The 18003-nt window shown below is 71.5% G+C and carries 15 protein-coding genes; 7 read left to right on the top strand and 8 right to left on the bottom strand.

The features are described 5' to 3' along the window. Positions 1-81: 81 nt before the first annotated feature. The 6 genes from BT341_RS39230 (at position 82) to BT341_RS39205 (ending at position 8464) form a co-directional block, all read left to right on the top strand. Positions 82-828 carry an SRPBCC family protein gene (locus BT341_RS39230; RefSeq protein WP_072481034.1) on the top strand — a complete coding sequence of 249 codons (747 nt, stop codon included), beginning with the start codon at positions 82-84 and terminating at the stop codon, positions 826-828. A gap of 709 nt (positions 829-1537) precedes the next feature. Continuing rightward, complete coding sequence (locus BT341_RS39225) at positions 1538-2764, top strand: GGDEF domain-containing protein (RefSeq protein ID WP_072481033.1); 1227 nt, start codon at positions 1538-1540, stop codon at positions 2762-2764. A gap of 456 nt (positions 2765-3220) precedes the next feature. Beyond that, positions 3221-4288, top strand: a complete 1068-nt coding sequence (locus tag BT341_RS39220; protein WP_072481032.1) for an NAD(P)-binding domain-containing protein — start codon at positions 3221-3223, stop codon at positions 4286-4288. 428 nt (positions 4289-4716) lie between these two features. Next, the gene (locus BT341_RS39215; protein ID WP_072482425.1) at positions 4717-6276 is read left to right on the top strand and encodes a discoidin domain-containing protein; all 1560 of its coding nucleotides are present in this window, start codon (positions 4717-4719) and stop codon (positions 6274-6276) included. Positions 6277-6287: 11 nt separating this feature from the next. Then, positions 6288-7517, top strand: a complete 1230-nt coding sequence (locus tag BT341_RS39210) for an MFS transporter (RefSeq protein ID WP_072481031.1) — start codon at positions 6288-6290, stop codon at positions 7515-7517. Beyond that, the gene (locus tag BT341_RS39205) at positions 7514-8464 is read left to right on the top strand and encodes a TolB family protein (RefSeq protein ID WP_072481030.1); all 951 of its coding nucleotides are present in this window, start codon (positions 7514-7516) and stop codon (positions 8462-8464) included. The genes BT341_RS39210 and BT341_RS39205 overlap by 4 nt, the downstream gene beginning before the upstream one ends. Positions 8465-8477: 13 nt before the next feature. On the opposite strand, the gene iolD is transcribed toward BT341_RS39205, so the two are convergent. From iolD to BT341_RS39165, 8 genes are read right to left on the bottom strand one after another with little or no spacing between them, the layout of a single operon-like run. Then, positions 8478-10340, bottom strand: coding sequence for a 3D-(3,5/4)-trihydroxycyclohexane-1,2-dione acylhydrolase (decyclizing) (gene iolD / locus BT341_RS39200; protein WP_072481029.1), 1863 nt, complete (start codon positions 10338-10340; stop codon positions 8478-8480). Between the two features lie 38 nt (positions 10341-10378). After that, positions 10379-11269 (bottom strand): 5-deoxy-glucuronate isomerase, encoded by an 891-nt coding sequence (gene iolB / locus BT341_RS39195; protein ID WP_072481028.1) that lies wholly within the window; start codon positions 11267-11269, stop codon positions 10379-10381. Beyond that, positions 11266-12156: a Cgl0159 family (beta/alpha)8-fold protein gene (locus tag BT341_RS39190; RefSeq protein ID WP_072481027.1), complete on the bottom strand. Its 891-nt coding sequence runs from the start codon at positions 12154-12156 to the stop codon at positions 11266-11268. Before BT341_RS39190 ends, iolB begins: the two co-directional genes overlap by 4 nt. After that, positions 12153-13082 (bottom strand): 5-dehydro-2-deoxygluconokinase, encoded by a 930-nt coding sequence (gene iolC / locus BT341_RS39185; protein ID WP_072481026.1) that lies wholly within the window; start codon positions 13080-13082, stop codon positions 12153-12155. The genes BT341_RS39190 and iolC overlap by 4 nt, the downstream gene beginning before the upstream one ends. Beyond that, entirely contained in the window at positions 13079-13858 is a 780-nt protein-coding gene (locus BT341_RS39180) for an ATP-binding cassette domain-containing protein (protein ID WP_072481025.1), read from the bottom strand. Before BT341_RS39180 ends, iolC begins: the two co-directional genes overlap by 4 nt. Next, positions 13855-14898 (bottom strand): ABC transporter permease, encoded by a 1044-nt coding sequence (locus BT341_RS39175; RefSeq protein WP_072481024.1) that lies wholly within the window; start codon positions 14896-14898, stop codon positions 13855-13857. Before BT341_RS39175 ends, BT341_RS39180 begins: the two co-directional genes overlap by 4 nt. Then, positions 14895-15884 carry a sugar ABC transporter substrate-binding protein gene (locus BT341_RS39170; RefSeq protein WP_072481023.1) on the bottom strand — a complete coding sequence of 330 codons (990 nt, stop codon included), beginning with the start codon at positions 15882-15884 and terminating at the stop codon, positions 14895-14897. Before BT341_RS39170 ends, BT341_RS39175 begins: the two co-directional genes overlap by 4 nt. A 20-nt stretch (positions 15885-15904) precedes the next feature. Beyond that, positions 15905-16783, bottom strand: a complete 879-nt coding sequence (locus BT341_RS39165) for a TIM barrel protein (protein ID WP_072481022.1) — start codon at positions 16781-16783, stop codon at positions 15905-15907. A gap of 120 nt (positions 16784-16903) precedes the next feature. Between BT341_RS39165 and BT341_RS39160 the strand changes: the two genes are divergently transcribed. Beyond that, the gene (locus BT341_RS39160; RefSeq protein ID WP_072481021.1) at positions 16904-17941 is read left to right on the top strand and encodes a LacI family DNA-binding transcriptional regulator; all 1038 of its coding nucleotides are present in this window, start codon (positions 16904-16906) and stop codon (positions 17939-17941) included. Positions 17942-18003 lie beyond the last annotated feature (62 nt).

The raw sequence follows: 18003 nt of genomic DNA, 5'->3' as shown, positions 1-18003 counted from the left end.
CCGGCTTCGCCGCCGGGGCACGAGCGCCGGGTGCGGCTAGGGTGGGGTGCGGCAGGCTCGTCTCGAGGAAGGAGGTCGGCCGTGCGGCTCGACCACGAATTCACCGTCCCGGCACCGATCGGCGAGGTCTGGCAGGCGGTCGTCGACCCCGAGCGCGTCGCCCCGTGCATGCCGGGCGCCACGCTGACGAAGGTCGAAGGGGACAAGTTCAGCGGGACGGTGAAGGTCAAGCTCGGCCCGATTTCCCTGCTGTACAAGGGCAACGGCGAGTTCCTGGAGAAGGACGAAGCGGCGCACAAGGTCACGATCAAGGCATCGGGCAAGGACGCCCGCGGAGCGGGCACGGCGGCGGCAACGGTGACGCTGACGCTGACGGAGAGCGACGGCGGAACCCACGGCGCGGTGGCGACGGACCTGGCGATCACGGGCAAGCCGGCCCAGTTCGGCCGCGGCCTGATCAGCGAGGTGGGCGGCAAGATCCTGGACACGTTCGCGGGCTGCCTGTCGGGCAAATTGGCGCCCGCGGCCACACCGGCCCCCGCACCGGCGGCCGAGAAACCGGCACCGGAGCCGACGGCCACGGCAGAGCCGGTGGCAAAGCCGGAACCGGCGGTCAAGCCGGCCCCGACGACCCCGGAGATCAACACGGCACCGAAGGAGACAGCGGAGCGCCCGCCGCTGCGCAGCGTTCCGGCGGCCCCGGAGACGGAAGCGATCGACCTCCTCGATTACGCCGGGCAGTCGGTGCTGAAGCGGCTGGCGCCGGTGCTGGTCGCGATCGCGGCGGTGGCCGGGGTGGTGGCGATCGTTCGCGCTCTGCGCAAGTAGCGGCGCGCCGGTCGGGCTGGCTGGTCCGCTGGGTGAGAAGGCGCCGTAGCCCAGTGCTGGGCGCGCGAGGCAGGTAGCGGGTGGCGATGCCGGGCTCGGCGGTTCGCTGGAGGTTGAGTCGGATCGCTCGTGGCTGGGAGGCTGGGGCGGGCGAGCTACTCAGGGAACCGGTGGGCTGTCGGGCTCGGCGGTTCGCTGGAGGTTGAGTCGGATCGCTCGTGGCTGGGAGGTTGGGGCGGGCGAGCTACTCAGGGAACCGGTGGCGCTGTCGGGCTGGTTAGCTCGCTGCGGTGAGTCGGTCGGGTCGCTCAGGGCTGGTCGTGCGTGCTGGGCGCGAGCCGGTCGGCTTGTGCGGGCGCTGGCGGCCGAGCCGCGCGTACGCGCGCTGGCGGATTTGTTCGTTCGTTGGGCGGCTGAGTTGCGCGGAGTCGTGTCGGTGTTTTGGCGGCGATGAGCTGATTGTGCTGCTCTGAGCTGGGCAGACCCACCCTGCGCGGGTCTTTGGGCAGGCGCGTTGCCCGCAATTCGCCCGGACTGGCGACGGGCGTCGTCTGAACGGCTACGCTGGGCTACCTGTCGGCCGAACTTCGCGCAAGGGGTACGTCACGATGCCGGTCCGTCACTTCTGTGGCTTCGGCTCTTGAGAGCCCAGGCCGACGTGCGCGGGGAAGCGCTTTCCGCCTGGGTGGGGTGGCCTGCTCGGTGGGCGATGTGGGGCGGGGCCAAGGCCCGGTGGATCACTTACGCGCTCGGCTGTGAGCTGGTCGCCGTCGGGGCGACCGTGACCGCGCTGGTCACCGGGTTCGGTGGGCCGGTGCGGCCGGTCTGGTTCGGCGTGCTGGTCGGGCTCGGTGTGGCCCAGGCCGAGATGTCGCGCCGGATCGAGCGGTTGCGGCGGTGGATGAGCGGGCAGACCCACATCAACGTCACGTCCGTCTGGTACCTCGCCGGTGTCGTCCTGCTGCCGCCCGCTTGGGTGGCGCTGCTGGCTGTCGTGCTCTACGCGCACCTGTGGATGCGTGTGTGGCGTCAGGTCCGTACGCGGCCCGCGCACCGCTTCGTCGCCAGCACGGCTTGGGCGATGCTCTCCTGCTTCGCTGCTTCGTCCGTTCTCGCTGTGTCCGGGCTGCACGGGACGCCGTTGCAGACGCCGCGTGGGTTGTTCGGGCTCTGCCTGGGCGCGGCCGTGTTCGAGCTGGTCAACATCGGCCTGGTCGCGGCCGGGATTTACCTGTACACGAGCCAGCGCTCGGCGGCCGATCTGATCGGCACGTGGGAGGACAACGCTTTCGAGCTGGCGACGCTCTGTCTCGGCGGGCTCGCCGCGCTGGCGCTCGCCGAGCAGCCGGTGCTGGTGGTGTTCGTCGTCGCGCCGTTGCTGCTGTTGCACCGGTACCTGCTGTTGAAGCAGCAGCTCCAGGTCGCCGCCGTCACGGACGAGAAGACCGGGCTGCTCAACACCGCGGGCTGGCACGAGTCGGCGGTTCGGGAGCACGCCCGCGCGCAGCGGCGCGGCGCCGCGGGTGGTGGTTTCGCGGTGCTGATGATCGATCTGGACCACTTCAAGCGCATCAACGACACGTACGGTCACCTCACCGGCGACGACGTCCTCGCGGCGGTCGCGGTCGCGATTTCGGGCTCGGTCCGCCAGGGCGACACGGTCGGCCGGTTCGGTGGTGAGGAGTTCGTGGTGCTGCTGCCGGGTATCGGGCGCGCGGACGTGCTGGGGATCGCCGAACGCGTGCGCGCGGCGGTGGGGGAGCTGAACGTGGTGATTTCGACGGGCAGCGGCACGGTCCGGGTGAGCGGCCTGTCGGTATCGATCGGCGTCGCGCGCCACCCGGATGCCGGCCCGACCCTGGACGACGTTCTCCGCTCGGCGGACGCCGCGCTCTACCGTGCCAAGGAGGCTGGGCGTAACCGGGTGGCGGTCTGAGCCTGGCCGGCGCTGGGGGCCTTTGGTTCGGGGCGGCGTGGGATGTGGGCTGAGGCTGGGGGCAGCGGGGTGCCGTGTGAGCCTGGCTGGCGCTGGTGCGGGGTGGAGCCGATGGGGGCGGCCTCGGATATGGGCCGGGCTCAGGCTGAGTGCGACGGGGGCGGCGGTATGAGGGTGGCGGGTGCTGGTTCGGGGCCTGGGAATGGGCTGGGTGCAACCGAGGGTGGCAGCGTGAGTCTGGTGGCGCCGGGGCCCTGACTCGGGCGCAGCCGGGTGGACGGCTGTGGGCTTGAGCCTGCCGGAGCAGGCTGGTTCGGCCGGGAACGCGGTCTCGCGGGCGTGGTCGGGTAGTCGCGAGCTGAGCGGGTGGTGGGCACGTTCCGGAAGCGCGGGCCTGATGGGCGCCGTGTGATTCAGGGCGCGAAATACCTGCCTTTCGGTGCTGTTGACACCTACATGAGCCGTGCGGATCACGAGACCGATGTCGTGGTGATCGGTGCCGGGCAGGCCGGCCTCTCCGCGGCCTATCACCTGCGCCGGGCCGGGTTCGCCAACGGCTCCGGGTTCGTGGTGCTCGATCATGGCAAGCGGGCCGGGGGTGCGTGGCAGTACCGGTGGCCTTCACTCGTCCTCGGCAAGGTGCACGGCATCCACGACCTTCCCGGCATGGCCTTCGGCAGCCCGGACGTCACGCGGCCCGCCTCCGAGGTCGTCTCGGAATACTTCGCGCGCTTTGAACGCGTCTATGACCTCCCTGTGCATCGACCCGTCGACGTCCAGTCCGTGACGCGCGCGGGGGAGCGGTTGGTGGTGGCGAGCCCGGCCGAGTCATGGGCCGCTCGGGCCGTCATCAGCGCGACCGGTACCTGGGATCGGCCCTTCTGGCCGCGCTATCCCGGACAGGAGACGTTCGCCGGCCGTCAGCTGCACACCGCCGACTACGCCGGGCCCGGCGAGTTCCGGGACCTGCGGGTTGTCGTGGTCGGGGGTGGGGCTTCCGCCGTTCAGCTACTCATGGAGTTCGCTCCTCTCGCGCGGGCCACGGCCTGGGTGACCCGGCGCCCGCCCGTGTGGCGCGACGAGCCCTTCAGTGAGGACTGGGGCCGCAGCGCCGTCGCGAAGGTTGAAGAACGCGTGCGCGCCGGGCTGCCGCCGGAGAGCGTTGTGAGCGTGACCGACCTCGCCGTGACGCCCGAGGTGCGCGCCGCGCGCGCCGCCGGGATCCTGGACCGGCGGCCGATGTTCTCCCGGATCGTGCCCACGGGGGTCGAGTGGGCCGACGGTTCGCGGTTCGACGCCGACGTGATCCTCTGGGCCACCGGGTTCCGCGCGGCGATCGACCACCTGGCGCCGCTGCACGTGCGCGAGCCGGGTGGCGGCATCCGGATGGACGGCACGCGCGTGGTGCGCGAGCCGCGGCTGCACTTGGTGGGCTACGGGCCTTCGGCGAGCACGGTCGGGGCCAACCGGGCGGGGCGCGCGGCGGTCACCGAGATCCGGAAGCTGCTGCGTTCGGAGAGCTGAGCGGGTCATACATCTGAAGCTAACCGAACAAGTGTGCGAACACCATCGCTGGAAAGAGTGAACTGTACGGACGTGATTCCGTTGCAGTGCAAGAGGAATCGGCGCGCAGCGATGGGCGCTGCCCCCGGTCTCCATGCTACCGGCCGCCACCGACAAGATCGGCGGAGGCGGGCCCGCGATCTCGCCTCGCGGGGCACTGCCCCGATTATCGGGACGGGTGCTGACCAGCGGAAAGCAGCCGAAGCTCACCCTCTTGACCGATTCAATGGCCGGACACGTCTTGTCACCCGAAACCGGTCATCGATACAGTCTCTTTAGTTAGGAAACTTTCCTAACAGAAACGCCGCAGCCCAGCAGCCCTCCGCCAGGCCAAGAAGGAGCGCGACGTGCCGTCGACCCGCTTACGCACACTCACCCGGCTCACCCCCGTGATCGCGGCGATCACCCTGCTGCCCTCCGCGATCGCCGCGGCCAGTACCCCGCAGGCCGCCGATGTCCTGCTCTCGCAGGGGAAACCCGTCGCCACGTCCACCGTCGAAAGCTCGTCCTACACCGGGGCGAAGGCCGTCGACGGCAACACGTCCACCCGGTGGGCCAGCGCCGAAGGCTCGGACCCCCAGTGGCTGCGGATCGACCTCGGCCAGCCCGCCGCCATCCACCGCGTGCTGCTGAACTGGGAAGCCGCCTACGCCAAGAAGTACCGGATCGAAGTGTCCGACGACGGCACGCAGTTCACCACCGCCGCCACCGTCGACAACGGCGACGGCAAGACCGACGACCTGACCGGCCTCAACGCCCACGGCCGGTACGTGCGCTTCGTCGGCCTCACCCGCGCCACCAGCTACGGCTACTCCTTCTGGGAGATGCAGGTCTTCGGCAGCACCGACTCCTCCGGCGACACCCAGGCCCCGACCACGCCGACCGGCCTGACCGCGGGCCCGGCCACCGCCACCAGCGTGCCCCTGACCTGGAACGCCGCCACCGACAACGTCGGCGTCGCCGGCTACGACATCCTCCGCAACGGCACCGCCGTCGCCACCAGCACGACCCCGTCCTACACCGACACCGGCCTCACGCCCGACACGAGCTACACCTACGCCGTGCGCGCCCGCGACGCCGCCGGGAACCTGTCCGGCACCAGCACCCCGATCACCGTCAAGACCCAGGCGGGCAACGGCACCGGCTTCGTCCTCGCCGCGGCCGGCGACATCGCCGAACGCTGCACCGCCAGCAGCTCCAGCTGCGCCCACGTCAAGACCGCCAAGCTCGTCGAGACCATGAACCCGGCGGCCGTGATCACCATGGGCGACAACCAGTACGACGACGCCCACCTCTCGGACTTCAAGTCCTACTACGACAAGACCTGGGGCAAGTTCAAGGCCATCACCCACCCCATCCCCGGCAACCACGAAACCTACGACGACACGCCGTACAAGGGCTACGACGACTACTTCGGCGCCATCGCGAAGCCGCACGGCCAGCGCTACTACAGCTGGGAAATGGGCAACTGGCACTTCATCGCCCTCGACTCCAACGACTTCGCCACCCACGAGTTCGGCCCGAGCGAGCAGCTGGCGTGGCTCAAGCAGGACCTGGCCAACAACAAGAAGGGCTGCGTCGCCGCCTACTACCACCACCCACGCTGGAGCTCCGGCGACCACGGTGACAACCCCGACAGCATCGAGCTGTGGAACCTGATGGTGGCCAACAAGGTCGACCTGGTCCTCAACGGCCACGACCACGACTACGAGCGGTTCGTCCCGCAGAACGCCGACGGCAAGGCGGACGCGGCCGGCCCGGTCGAGATCGTCGGCGGCAGCGGCGGCGCGAGCCTCTACGACCTCCACTCCGCGCACCCGACCACCGCGAAGCTGCTGAAGACCTACGGCGTCCTCAAGCTGTCGATGACCGACACCTCGTTCCAGACGCAGCTCATCGGCGTCGACGGCAAGGTCCTCGACAGCAGCCCGACCTACACCTGCCACTAGGAGACGCGGGCATGTACATCGCGGCAAGCCGGACCTCGGACGTGGCGACCGGCACCGAGCGCAGGACCGCGTTGAAGCGGGTCTCCGCCAACGTCGTGGCGCTCGGCATGGTCAGCCTGGTCACCGACGTCTCCTCGGAGATGGTCACCGCCGTCCTCCCGCTCTACCTGGTGCTCGGCCTCGGCCTGAACCCGCTGCAGTTCGGGCTGCTCGACGGGCTCTACGCGGGCGCCACGGCGGTCGTGCGGGTGCTCGGCGGGCACCTCGCCGACCGGTGGCGGCGGCTCAAGGCGGTCGCCGGGTTCGGGTACGGCTTGTCCGCGGTGTGCAAGCTCGGCCTCATCGCCGCCGGCTCGTCGGTCGCGGCGATCGGCGTCGTCCTCGCCGCCGACCGCACCGGCAAGGGCCTGCGCACCGCCCCGCGCGACGCCCTGATCTCGCTGTCCAGTGAGCCCGACGCGCTCGGCCGGTCGTTCGGCGTGCACCGCGCGCTCGACACCGTCGGCGCCTTCCTCGGCCCGCTGGTGGCGATGGCCGTGCTCGCGCTGAGCCTCGGCAGCTACACCAGCGTGTTCTTCACCAGCTTCTGCGTCGCGGCGATCGCCGTCCTGCTGCTCACCCTGTTCGTCCGCGATCGCCCCGGCGCCCTCGACCGGGCCGCGGTGTCCGCGCGAGCCGCGTTCCGGCTGCTCAAGGAGAGCGACTTCCGGCGCGTCACGCTCTGGGCCGCGCTGCTCGGCCTGGTCACGGTCGGCGACTCTTTCGTGTACCTCGTGCTCCAGCGCCGCTGGGAGATCGCGGCGACGTTCTTCCCCCTGCTGCCGCTGGGCACCGCCGGTGTCTACCTGGTGCTGGCCGTGCCGCTGGGCAGGCTCGCCGACCGGATCGGCCGCTGGCCGGTGTTCCTCGGCGGCCACGCCGCGCTGTGCCTGGCCCTGCTCCTGCTCTGCGGCCCGGCCACCGCGGTCCTCGCCGTGGTCGCGCTCGGCCTGCACGGCGTCTTCTACGCGGCCACCGACGGCGTCCTCATGGCCGCCGCCGGACCGCTCATCCCGGCCGGCCTGCGCGCCACCGGGATGGCCGTCGTGCAGACCGGCCAGGCCGTCGCCCGGATGCTGTCGTCCGTCCTGTTCGGACTCGCATGGACCGTCTGGGACCTGCGGCCCGCCGTGCTCGGCGCCACGGCCTGCCTGGCTGTCGTCGCCTTCGCCGCCGCTCTCGTGAAACCGGTGCGCCCGTGAAGAAACTCGTCCTCGCCCTCGTGGGCACCGCGCTGCTGGTGGCCGCCGCGGTCGCCTACGTCGTCAGCTCCCGCCACGAGACCGCCGACGCCGAACCGGCCGCCGCGCTGACCCTCGCGCCCGGCCAGCTGCTGTTCCGTGACACGGCCACCGGCCGCGTCGGCGCCGTCCCGCTGGCGCATTCCGAAGCGAAGCCGCAGCTCAGCAGCCTGAAATGCGACCGGTTCGCGGCGGCGAAGCAGACGGCGGTGTGCCTGGCCGTGCGGCCGGGGACGCTGCCGGCGGTGACCGACGTCCTCGTCCTCGACGACCACCTCGCCGTCCGCCACACCGAAACCCTGCCCGGCACGCCCAGCCGCGCGCGGGTGTCCCCCGACGGCAAGCGCGTCTACTGGACACTGTTCGTCACCGGAGACTCCTACGCCCAGACCGGCTTCTCGACCCGCGCCGGACTGTACGAAGCGGACACCGGACGGCTCGTCAAGACGATCGAAGAGCTGCCGGTCTTCCTCGACGGCAAGCGGTACTTCGCCGCCGACGTCAACTACTGGGGCATCACGTTCGCCCCCGATGGCAACCGCTTCTACGCCACCCTCGGCAGCAAGGGCAAGACGTACCTCGTCGAGGCCGACTACGCGCGCTACCGCGGGAAGGCCGTCAGGGAGAACGTCGAATGCCCGTCGCTCTCCCCGGACGGCAAGCGCATCGCGTTCAAGAAGAAAGTCGGCGACGGCTTCTGGCGGCTGTCGGTGCTGGATCTCGCGACGCTGCGGGAGACCGCGCTGGCCGAGACCCGCAGCGTCGACGACCAGGCTCTCTGGCAGGACGACCACACCGTCCTGTACGGGCTGGACAACGCGATCTGGACGGTCCCGGCCGACGGCTCCGGCGCGCCGCGCAAGCTCGTGCAGAACGCGGCGTCGCCCGCTGCCACGGCCCTCGCGTGACGAGCAGGGGTGCTCAGGAGCGCAGGTAACGGACCTGTCCGCTCTTCCCGCGCTCGTACTCGTCCCGGCCCGCGAGGTGCTCCGGCACCCCGACCTCCCACCACGCGCCCGCTTCGGTCCACGCCGACGGCTGTGTCGGCACCACGACCACCGCCGGCCGCCGCTCGGTCACCGCGGCTTCCCGTGCCGCGGCATACGCCGACCGGAGTGAGTCCACTGTGGACGCGCGGAACACCACGCACCCCAGTGACTCCGCGTGCCGTGCGAAGTCGACGCGCGGCGGTGAATCGTGCGAAGTCGTGCAGTCGGCGTAGAAGTTGTTGAACGGCTTCCCGCCCTGGCCCTCCTGGAGGCGGGCGATCACGGCGTACCCGTCGTTGTCGCACACCACCGCGACGAACGGGTGGCCCGCGAACGCCGCCGAGAACAGTTCCGAGTTCAGCATCAGGTACGAACCGTCACCCAGAAGTGTGGTCACCAGGCCCGGCCACGCGATCGCCGCGCCCCACGCACCCGACAGCTCGTACCCCATGCACGAAAACCCGTACTCGACGTCCATCGAGACCGAGCCGGACCCGCGCCAGCCGCCGATCAGCTCGCCCGGCAGCCCGCCGGACGCCGTCATGACGTAGTCGTCCGGCGCCGACAGGTCGTTCACCACCCCGACGACCTGCGCGTACGACGGGACCGGGCCCGGCGCCGACCGGAGCGAGCCGACGTGCGCGTCCCAGGAAGCCCGCTCGGCCGCGGCCCGCGACGTCCACGACGGGTCGACCCGCCAGCTCTCCAGCTGGGCCGCGAGATCGGTCAGGCCCGCGTCGGCGTCGCCGACCACCGACAGCGCGCCGTGCTTCACCGCGTCGAACCGGGCCGCGTTGAGCGCCACCAGGCGGACGTCGGGGGAGAAGACCGTCCAGGACGCCGTCGTGAAGTCCTGCAGCCGCGTCCCGACCGCCAGGACCACGTCCGCCGCAGCCGCGACGGCGTTCGCCGACGTCGAGCCCGTGATGCCCAGCGGCCCCGCGTGCAGCGGGTGCGAGTGCGGGACCAGCGTGCGGCCCGCCGTCGTCTCCACCAGCGGAATCCCGTGCCGCTCGGCGAAGTCGAGCGCGCGCTGCCCGGCGCCCGAGTACCGGACACCCCCGCCGAGCACGAGCAACGGACGCCGGGACGCGCGCAGGACCGCCGCCGCTTCGGTGACCGAACGCCGGTCCGGCCGCGGCCGCAGCGGCCGGTGCAGCACGGGCTCGAACAACGCGTCCGGGAAGTCGTACGTCTCCGCCTGGACGTCCTGCGGCAGCGCCAGTGTCACCGGCCCGGCGTCGGCCGGGTCCGTGAGCACCCGCGCGACCTGCGGCAACGTCGCGACCAGCTGCTCGGGCCTGCCGATCCGGTCGAAGTAGCGCGACACCGCGCGAAAGGCGTCGTTGACCGTCGCGGTCGCGTCGCCGAACGGCTCGATCTGCTGCAGCACCGGGTCCGGCGCCCGGTTGGTGAACGTGTCGCCCGGCAGCAGCAGCACCGGCAGCCGGTTCGCGTGCGCCACCCCGGCCGCGGTGACCGTGTTGAGCGCGCCCGGCCCGATCGAGGACGTCACCACGCCGACCTGCCGCCGGTGCGTCGCCTTCGCGTAGCCGACCGCCGCGAGGGCCATGCCCTGCTCGGTGTGCCCGCGCCACACGGGAAGCTCTCCGCGGTGTTCCTCCAGGGCCGTCCCGAGGCCGAGGACGTTGCCGTGCCCGAAGATCGCGAAGACGCCCGGAAAGAGCGGTACTTCCCGGCCGTCGAGGGTTTCCGAACGCTGCGCGAGGATCCAGCGGACCAGCGCCTGAGCCGTCGTCAGCTGCTGTGTCCGGCGGGGGCCCGGCCCCCGCACCCCGGCCGGGGACGCTGCCCCCGGACCCCTGAAGTCGTTCACCGCACACGCCCTTCATGACTCGTCACCGGGCACCGCGGGTCAAGCTCCTGCGCCGCCCACGTGCCGCGGACCCAGCTGTGCGCCGGGTCGTCGCAGAACGCCATCGACCGCTCGTCCGCCGGCCCGGCGAGGACGTTCAGGTAGTACATGGGGTAGCCCGGCGCGGCCACGCACGGGCCGTGGTAGCCGCGCGGGACGAGGAAGACGTCGTGGTCGCGGACGGCGACGTCCTCGTCCAGCTCGCCGTCGCCCGTGTACGTCCGGTGCAGGCCGAAGCCCTCGCGGGACGGCGTCACCCCGTCGCGGCCGGCGATGCGGAAGTAGTAGATCTCCTCGTTGACGACTTCGCACCCGGTCGCCTCGTCGTGCTTGTGCGGCGGGTACGACGACCAGTTGCCACCCGGCGTGATCAGCTCGCACGCGTTGAGCTTGTCCGCGTGGTCCCACACTCCCGGCACGCCGAAGTTGGTCACCTGCCGCGTCGCCTGCCCGGCGCCGCGGACCTCGACCGGCACGTCCTCCGCCGGTCCGTACGCCGGCGACAGGCGACGCGTGCAGCGCGCCATCGGCACCGCGACCTCCAGCCCGTCCACTGTCGACAACTCGACTTCGGCGTCCCGTGGGACGTAGGCGAAGTCCGTGACCCGCGTGAAGACGGACGTGCGTCCGGTCAGCTCGAAGACCTGACCGTCGACGCGAACCGTCGCCGAGCCGGAAAGCGGCAGCACGAACGCCTCGAACTCGCCGGTGTGCAGGACCCGCGTCTCGCCGGCGGCCAGTGCCAGGACCCGGAGGCCGGTGTAGGTCCAGCCCGCGCTGTCCGGGGTGAGCCGGACCGGGTCGGCGTCGTCGGACAGCGTCCCGAGTGGACGGTGCAGCTTGCTCACTTCGCGGCCTCCAAGACCTTCGCGGCGGCTTCGACGGCACCGGCGACGTCGCCGCTGGGCGGGTAGAGCAGGGAGCGGCCGACGACCAGGCCGCGGACGACGTCGTGCCGCAGCGTCCGGCCCCACGACGCGAGGCCGGCGTCCGGGTCGCCGGACGGCGCGCCGCCGAGCACGACCACCGGCAGCGTCGTGGCGCCCAGCACGGCGGCCGAATCGGTGGGCGGCAGCTTCAGCCAGGTGTGTGCCGACGTCGTGCCGAGACCGGAAGCCACCGTGACCGCCCGCGCGAGCGACACCGGATCCGATCGCAGGACCAGCTTGCCCTCGGAGCGGGCGTAGGGGAGCGGCTCGACCATGGCGGCCAGCCCGTACGCGGCCAGCTCGGTGACCGCGTCGGCGCAAGCCTGCAGCGTCGGCACCGTGCCCGGGTCGGAGTCGACCAGCCGCAGCAGCATCTTGCCGCCGTCGAGGCCGCAGTCGACGAGCGTGCGGGCGTCGTAGCCGGTGAACCGGTCGTCGATCTCCCAGTCCGCGCCGTCGAGTCCGCCGCGGTTCATCGAGCCGAACACGACCTTGTCGTGCAACGCGCCGAGCAGCAGCAGCTCCTCGACGACGTCGGGCGTGCCGAGGACGCCGTCGACCGCCGGGTTCGCCAGCGCGACGAGCAGCCGCTCGAGCAGCCCCCGCCGGTCGGCCATGGCGAGCGGGTCCTCGCCGACTTTCAGCGCGCCCCGCGCCGGGTGGTCGGCCGCGACCAGGAACAGCGTGCCGGCGTCGGACAGCAGCCGGGGACGCCGTTTGCGGGTCGCGTACGCCTGCCGGACCGCGCCCGGGTTCGTCGCCCGCGTGTGCAGCAGCTCCCGCCAGCGCTCGTCGGTGAGGATCACAGCATTTCCTCGATCTCCTCGGCGGTCGGCATGGCGTCGGCGCAGGCCAGCCTGGACGCGACGAGCGCCCCCGCCGCGTTCGCGTACTCCGCGATGCGCACGGGGTCCCAGCCGGACAGCAGCCCGTGGATCAGGGCGCCGCCGAAGCCGTCGCCGGCACCGAGGCCGCAAACGACTTCGACGCGTTGCGGCGGCACCGTCCAGCGCCCCTCCGGCGTCGCCACCAGCACGCCATCGGCGCCCTTCTTGATCACGGCCAGCCGCAGGCCGCGGGAAAGCAGCCGGTCCGCGGCGATGTCCGGATCGGCGGTGCCGACGGCGACCTCCACCTCGGCCCGGTTGCCGACCGCGGCGGTGACGTGGTCGAGCAGGCCGCCGATCTCTTCGCGGGCCTCGGCCACCGAAGGCCAGAACATCGGGCGGTAGTCCAGGTCCAGGACGGTGTGCTCCCGCCGGCCGCGGGCTTCGAGGATCTTCCGCTGGGTCGCCCGCGCCGGTTCCGCGGACACGCCGGTGCCCGTGACCCACAGCAGCGGCACCGACTCGACGACGTCCCACGGCACGTCCTCGTCGGTGAGCGTCAGATCGGGCGCGATGGGCGCGCGGTAGAACAGCAGCGGCGGGTCCGCTGGCGGGTTCAGCTCGCAGAACACCACCGGGGTCCGCAGGTCCGGCGAAGTGCCCACGAAAGCCGGCGAGACGCCGAAGCCGCCGAGAGCTTGCCGGACGTAGTCGCCGAAGCCGTCCGGGCCGACCTTGGTGAGCACCGCGGTGCGCCGGCCGAGCCGCGCGGCGGCGACCGCGACGTTCGTCGCGGTCCCGCCGAGCGACTTGGCGAACGTGCTGACCCCGGCCAGCGGGACGCCGCTCTGCTCGGGGTACAAGTCGACCCCGACCCGGCCGATCGTGAGCGCTTCGAGACTCACGCCTTCCCCACCTGCCGCAGCTCGTGTTCGAGCGCTTCCAGCTCCGCACCGCCCGCCATCTGCCGGGTCAGTTCGTTGATGTCGATCTCGGACTTCTCGTAGTGCCCGAGCGCGGCACCGCGCTTGAGCAGCAGGAACCGGTCGGCGACGGGATAGGCGTGGTGCGGGTTGTGCGTGATGAGCACGACGCCGAGCCCGCGGTCCCGCGCCTGCGCGACGTACTTCAGGACCACCCCGGCCTGCTTGACCCCCAGCGCGGCGGTCGGCTCGTCGAGGATCAGCACCTTCGCACCGAAGTACACCGCCCGCGCGATCGCGACGCACTGGCGCTCACCGCCGGAGAGCGTCCCGACCGGCTGCTCGACGTCCCGCAGGTCGATGCCCATGTCGGACAACGCCTTCTTGGTCGTCTCCCGGCCCTTCTTCCGGTCGAGCATCCGGAACGGGCCGAACCCGGTCGTCGGCTCCGAGCCGAGGAAGAAGTTGCGCCACACGCTCATCAGCGGCACCACGGCGAGGTCCTGGTACACGGTCGCGATGCCGCGGTCGAGCGCCTCGCGCGGCGAGGCGAACCGCACCGGCTCGCCCTCCACCAGGAACTCGCCCCGGTCGTGCTGGTGCACGCCGGCGAGGATCTTGATCAGCGTGGACTTCCCTGCGCCGTTGTCGCCGAGCACGCAGGTCACCTCGCCCGCGTTGACCACAGTGGACACGTCGCGCAGCGCGATGACGCTGCCGTAGGTCTTCCCGATGTCGCGGACTTCGATCAGGCTCATCGGCGTACCCTTTCCGCGCGCCGCCGGAAGGCGTTGTTCACCAGGACCGCGGCCAGCAGCATGATGCCGAGGAACAGCATGAACCAGTCGCTGTTCCACTGCGCGAACACGATGCCCTGGCGCGCCATGCCGAAGATCAGCGCGCCGATCGCCGCGCCCACCGCCGAGCCGAACCCGCCGGTGAGCAGGCAGCCGCCGATCACCGCCGCGATGATGTACTGGAACTCCAGCCCGATGCCCTGGTTGGCCTGCACGCTGGCGAACCGCAGGATGTTGATCGAGCCGACCAGCCACGCGCCGAGCGCGGTGCCCATGAACAGCAGGATCTTCGTGCGCACCACCGGCACGCCGACCGAGCGGGCCGACACCTGCGACCCGCCGACCGCGAAGATCCAGTTGCCGAACCGGGTCCGCACCAGCAGCCACGCCGCGATCGCCGTGACGAGGATCCACCACACGATCGACGACTGGAACTCCGTGCCGCCGATGTCGAAGGTGGACGCGAACAACGACCCGGCCGACTCGTAACCGCTGGTCGAGCGCATGCCCGACACCTGGACGGTGTTGGTGACCAGCCGCGTCACGCCGAGGTTGAGGCCCTGCAGCGCCAGGAACGACCCCAGCGTGACGATGAAGCTCGGCAGGCCGGTCTTCATGACCAGCCAGCCGTTGAACGCGCCGACGCCGAGCGCGAAGGCGAGCGAGACCAGCAGCGCGAGCCAGACGTTCCAGCCCGCCTGCGTCGCCAGGATCGCCGTGACCAGCGACGTCGACGCCGTCATCACGCCCGCCGACAGGTCGAACTCGCCGCCGACCATGAGCAGCGCGACCACGACGGCCATGATGCCCAGCGTCGAGGAGTCGTCCAGCCAGGTCGCCACGCCCAGCGGGCTGAGGAACTGGCCGGTGACCACGGAGAAGAAGACGAACACGAGCACGGCGCCGAGGAGCGCGCCGATTTCCGGCCGGACGACCAGGCGGTCGGCCAGGCCCTTCTTCGCGACGCGCTCGTCGGGCTGGGCCTGGATCGCTGCGGTCATCGCGTGCCGCGCTGCGCGTACGGGGCCACGGTGTCGATGTTGGTCTTGTCGACGAAGCCGGGGCCGGTCTGCACCGGGTGGCCGCCGCCGATGGTGTTGCCGTTCTCCTTGTACAGCTTCAGGAACACGATCGGCAGGTAGCCCTGCTCGTACTGCTGCTGGTCGACGGCGAACAGGATGCTGCCGTCCTTGATCGCGGCGACGACGTCGGCGTTCAGGTCGAAGGTGGCGACCTGCGCCTTGCTGCTCGCTTCCTTCGCCGCGCTCACCGCGCGGGCCGCGACCTGCGAGTTCAGCGCCAGCACCGCGTCGATCGACGGGTCGGACTGCAGCGCGCCGCGGATCCGCGACTGCGCGTCGGTCGGGTTGGAGATGTCGACCTGCAGCGTCGTGACGTTGCCGAAGGTCTGCTTCGCGCCGTCGCAACGCTGGTTCTGGCCGATGTTCCCGGCCTCGTGGATGACGCACAGCAGCTTCGTCTTCCCCGCCGCCTTCAGCCGCTGGCCGGCGCCCTGGCCCGCGAGGCCCTCGCTCTGCCCGACGTGCGCGATCGCGCCGAACTGCGTGCTGTAGTCCTCGCCGGAGTTGATGGTGATGACCGGGATGCCGGCCTTGACCGCGTTCTGGATCGACGTCTGCAGGGCCTGCGGGTTGGCCATCGACACGACCAGGCCGCCGACCTTCTGCGCGACCGCGTTGTCGATCAGCTTGGCCTGGTTGGCGGGATCGCCGTCGGAGTAGTAGTCGACGCCGACGCCCAGGTCCTTGCCTGCCTGCTGGGCGCCGTTCTTGACGACGTTCCAGAAGGCGTCACCGGCACTGCCGTGCGTGACGACCGCGACCTTCAGCGGGCCGCCGCTGCTCGGGGCCGCCGCGGACGGCGAGCCGCCGGAGCTGCTCTTCGAGTTGTCGGCACTGGGCCCGCTGCACGCGGTGAGCGCCAGCGCGGCGGCGGCGAGCACCGCCAGCTTCTTGAACGAGAACACAGTCACTCCTTTGGGACCGATTACTGGGAGCCGATGATCTTCGCGAGGTGGGCCAGGCTGCGCTCGGTGTCCCGCCGGGGCAGGTCGTCGGGGCTCGAGTCGTGGAGGGCGGTGTCCTGCTCGAGGACGTACCAGCCGTCGTAGCCGGCCGCCCGGACGGAGCGCACCATCGCCGCCACGTCCACGTCGCCCTCGCCGAGCGGGGTGTAGATGCCCCGCCCGACCGCGTCGGTGTAGGCCAGCCGGCCGGCGCGGACCTCGGCCGCCAGGTCCGCCCGGACGTCTTTGAGATGCACGTGCCCCACCCGTTCGGGAAACCGCTTCGCCAGCTCGACCGGATCCGTCCCGCCGATCATCAGGTGCCCGGTGTCGAGGCACAACCCGAGATCGGAATCGGCGAGGAACCGCTCGACCTCGGCCTGCTGCTCCACGTGCGTCCCGACGTGCGGGTGCAGCACCGTGCGCAGGCCGTGGGCGGCGGCGATGCCGCGGATCTTCCCCGCGGTCTCGACGAGCGTCGCCCATTCGGCGTCGGTGAGCTTCGGGCGCGCGTCGTAGCCGTCGAGCCCGGTGGCGGCGGCGAGGACGAGGACGTCACCACCGCAGGCGGCGAACAGCGCGGCGGACTCTTCGGCTTCGTGCAGGGCTTCGTCCTGCTTTTCGTGGAGCACGACGGCGAGGAAGCCGCCGACGAGCGTCAGGCCGTACGTCCCGAGCAGCTCGCGCAGCCGGGCCGGGTCGCGGGGCAGGTAGCCCGGCGGGCCCAGTTCGGTGGCCTGGACACCCAGCTCGCGCATCTCGCCGAGCACGGTCGCCGCGTCCAGCACGCGGCCCCACCCCGGGACCTCGCACACGCCCCAGGAGATCGGGGCGGCGGCCAAACGGATCTTCGCTGTCACAGTGCGGACTCCGTTGCTCTCATCGGGTGCGTTGGAGCGCTCTATTGATTAGAGCGCTCTAATCTTGTAGCGTCCGTCACATCAAGTCAAGGCCGAGTTTTCGGTGCTCAGGGGAGGTGCATGGTGCGTCCGACCATGGAGGACGTCGCCGCGCGGGCGGGAGTTTCCCGCGCACTGGTCTCCCTGGTGATGAGGAATTCACCGAAGGTCTCCGCCCCGCGCCGCGCGGCAGTGCTGCGCGCGGCCGAAGAGCTCGGCTACCAGCCGCACGTGATGGCGCGGTCGCTGGCCAGCCGGACGTCCACGGTGCTCGGGGTGATGGTCAACGACCTGCGCAACGCGTTCTTCGCCGACGTGGTCGAGGGACTGGACGCGGCCGCGCAGGCGGCGGGTTTCGACCTCGTCCTCAACACCGGCGGCCGCAGCCCCGCGCGCGAACGGAACGCCTTGCGCAGCCTGCTTTCCTTCCGTCCGGCCGGAGTCATCCTGCTCTCGCCGGTCGTGCCCGCGTCGGCCATCGAAGCCGCGGCACGCCAGTGCCCGGTGGTCCTCGTGTCGCGGACCTCGCGAGTGTCCGCTGTGGACACCGTGAACGATGACGGCGAGGCGGGGTCCGCGCTGGCCGTCGACCACCTCGTCGGGCTCGGGCACCGGCGCATCGCGCACCTCGACGGCGGGGGCGCGGCCGGGGCGGCCCAGCGCCGTCGCGGGTTCCAGGCGGCGATGCGGCGGCACGGCCTCGAGCCGATCGTCGTGCGCAGCGAGCACACCGACACCGGTGGCGAGAAGGCCGTGCGGGAGCTGCTGGCGGCGTATCCGCGCGCGGACCTGCCGACCGGCCTGGTGGCGGGCAACGACTTCAACGCCGTGGGCGCGATTTCGGCACTGGAGGAAGCCGGGCTGCGCGTGCCGGAGGACGTGTCGGTCGTCGGCTACGACAACACGTCACTCGCGGCGCTGCGGCACCTGTCACTGACCACAGTGGACCAGCCGCGCACCGAGATGGGACGGCTGGCCTTCGAGGCGCTGATCGAGCGCGTCCGCGGGGAGCGCACGGAGCCGGTCCGGCACCTGCTGCACCCGTCACTGGTGGTGCGGGCGACCACCGCCCCGTTTCCGAGCCGGCCGAAAGCGGGCCGGCGCCCGAGCGGCACGTGACCGTTGCCGCGGAGCCGTCCGGCCGTGTCTGTGGCCGGCTCGGAAACCATCGGCACAGTTTC

Source organism: Amycolatopsis australiensis, from assembly GCF_900119165.1.
Classification (GTDB): domain Bacteria; phylum Actinomycetota; class Actinomycetes; order Mycobacteriales; family Pseudonocardiaceae; genus Amycolatopsis; species Amycolatopsis australiensis.
The sequence above is the reverse complement of the archived record's forward strand: the minus strand, read 5'-3'. Positions and strand labels throughout refer to the sequence as shown.

Coding starts and splice junctions, on each gene's coding strand:
- BT341_RS39220 (WP_072481032.1), top strand. CDS start 3,221: ATGAGCCGTGCGGATCACGAGACCGATGTCGTGGTGATCGGTGCCGGG.
- BT341_RS39225 (WP_072481033.1), top strand. CDS start 1,538: ATGTGGGGCGGGGCCAAGGCCCGGTGGATCACTTACGCGCTCGGCTGT.
- BT341_RS39180 (WP_072481025.1), bottom strand. CDS start 13,858: ATGAGCCTGATCGAAGTCCGCGACATCGGGAAGACCTACGGCAGCGTC.
- BT341_RS39175 (WP_072481024.1), bottom strand. CDS start 14,898: ATGACCGCAGCGATCCAGGCCCAGCCCGACGAGCGCGTCGCGAAGAAG.
- BT341_RS39210 (WP_072481031.1), top strand. CDS start 6,288: ATGTACATCGCGGCAAGCCGGACCTCGGACGTGGCGACCGGCACCGAG.
- BT341_RS39160 (WP_072481021.1), top strand. CDS start 16,904: ATGGTGCGTCCGACCATGGAGGACGTCGCCGCGCGGGCGGGAGTTTCC.